The sequence below is a fragment of the Streptomyces sp. NPDC059695 genome, from assembly GCF_042733785.1.
Classification (GTDB): domain Bacteria; phylum Actinomycetota; class Actinomycetes; order Streptomycetales; family Streptomycetaceae; genus Streptomyces.
The window spans coordinates 1-1427 of sequence record NZ_JBHWFF010000082.1 but is presented as its reverse complement, the minus strand read 5'-3'; the positions used below and the strand labels follow the sequence as shown (position 1 = coordinate 1427).

General features: G+C 56.1%; 1 rRNA gene. It reads right to left on the bottom strand.

Annotation, left to right across the window (positions count from 1 at the left end):
* Positions 1–32: 32 nt before the first annotated feature.
* Positions 33–1427: ribosomal RNA gene (locus ACFV2S_RS37905) — 23S ribosomal RNA — on the bottom strand; the annotation flags it as partial.

Below are 1427 nucleotides of genomic sequence, written 5' to 3'. Positions count from 1 at the left end.
CTTCAGAACTAACACAGTGGACGCGAGCAACTGAGGACAAGCCCTCGGCCTATTAGTACCGGTCAGCTCCACCCATTACTGGGCTTCCACATCCGGCCTATCAACCCAGTCGTCTACTGGGAGCCTTACCCTCTCAAGGAGGTGGGAATACTCATCTCGAAGCAGGCTTCCCGCTTAGATGCTTTCAGCGGTTATCCCTCCCGAACGTAGCCAACCAGCCATGCCCTTGGCAGGACAACTGGCACACCAGAGGTTCGTCCGTCCCGGTCCTCTCGTACTAGGGACAGCCCTTCTCAATATTCCTACGCGCACAGCGGATAGGGACCGAACTGTCTCACGACGTTCTAAACCCAGCTCGCGTACCGCTTTAATGGGCGAACAGCCCAACCCTTGGGACCGACTCCAGCCCCAGGATGCGACGAGCCGACATCGAGGTGCCAAACCATCCCGTCGATATGGACTCTTGGGGAAGATCAGCCTGTTATCCCCGGGGTACCTTTTATCCGTTGAGCGACGGCGCTTCCACAAGCCACCGCCGGATCACTAGTCCCGACTTTCGTCCCTGCTCGACCCGTCGGTCTCACAGTCAAGCTCCCTTGTGCACTTACACTCAACACCTGATTGCCAACCAGGCTGAGGGAACCTTTGGGCGCCTCCGTTACCCTTTGGGAGGCAACCGCCCCAGTTAAACTACCCATCAGACACTGTCCCTGATCCGGATCACGGACCGAGGTTAGACATCCAGCACGACCAGAGTGGTATTTCAACGGCGACTCCACCATGACTGGCGTCACGGCTTCAAAGTCTCCCACCTATCCTACACAAGCCGAACCGAACACCAATATCAAACTGTAGTAAAGGTCCCGGGGTCTTTCCGTCCTGCTGCGCGAAACGAGCATCTTTACTCGTAGTGCAATTTCACCGGGCCTATGGTTGAGACAGTCGAGAAGTCGTTACGCCATTCGTGCAGGTCGGAACTTACCCGACAAGGAATTTCGCTACCTTAGGATGGTTATAGTTACCACCGCCGTTTACTGGCGCTTAAGTTCTCAGCTTCGCCCTGTCGAAACAGAGCTAACCGGTCCCCTTAACGTTCCAGCACCGGGCAGGCGTCAGTCCGTATACATCGCCTTACGGCTTCGCACGGACCTGTGTTTTTAGTAAACAGTCGCTTCTCGCTGGTCTCTGCGGCCACCCCCAGCTCAGAGTGCAAGACTCATCACCAGACGTGGCCCCCCTTCTCCCGAAGTTACGGGGGCATTTTGCCGAGTTCCTTAACCATAGTTCACCCGAACGCCTCGGTATTCTCTACCTGACCACCTGAGTCGGTTTAGGGTACGGGCCGCCATGAAACTCGCTAGAGGCTTTTCTCGACAGCATAGGATCATCCACTTCACCACAATCGGCTCGGCATCAGGTCTCAGGCT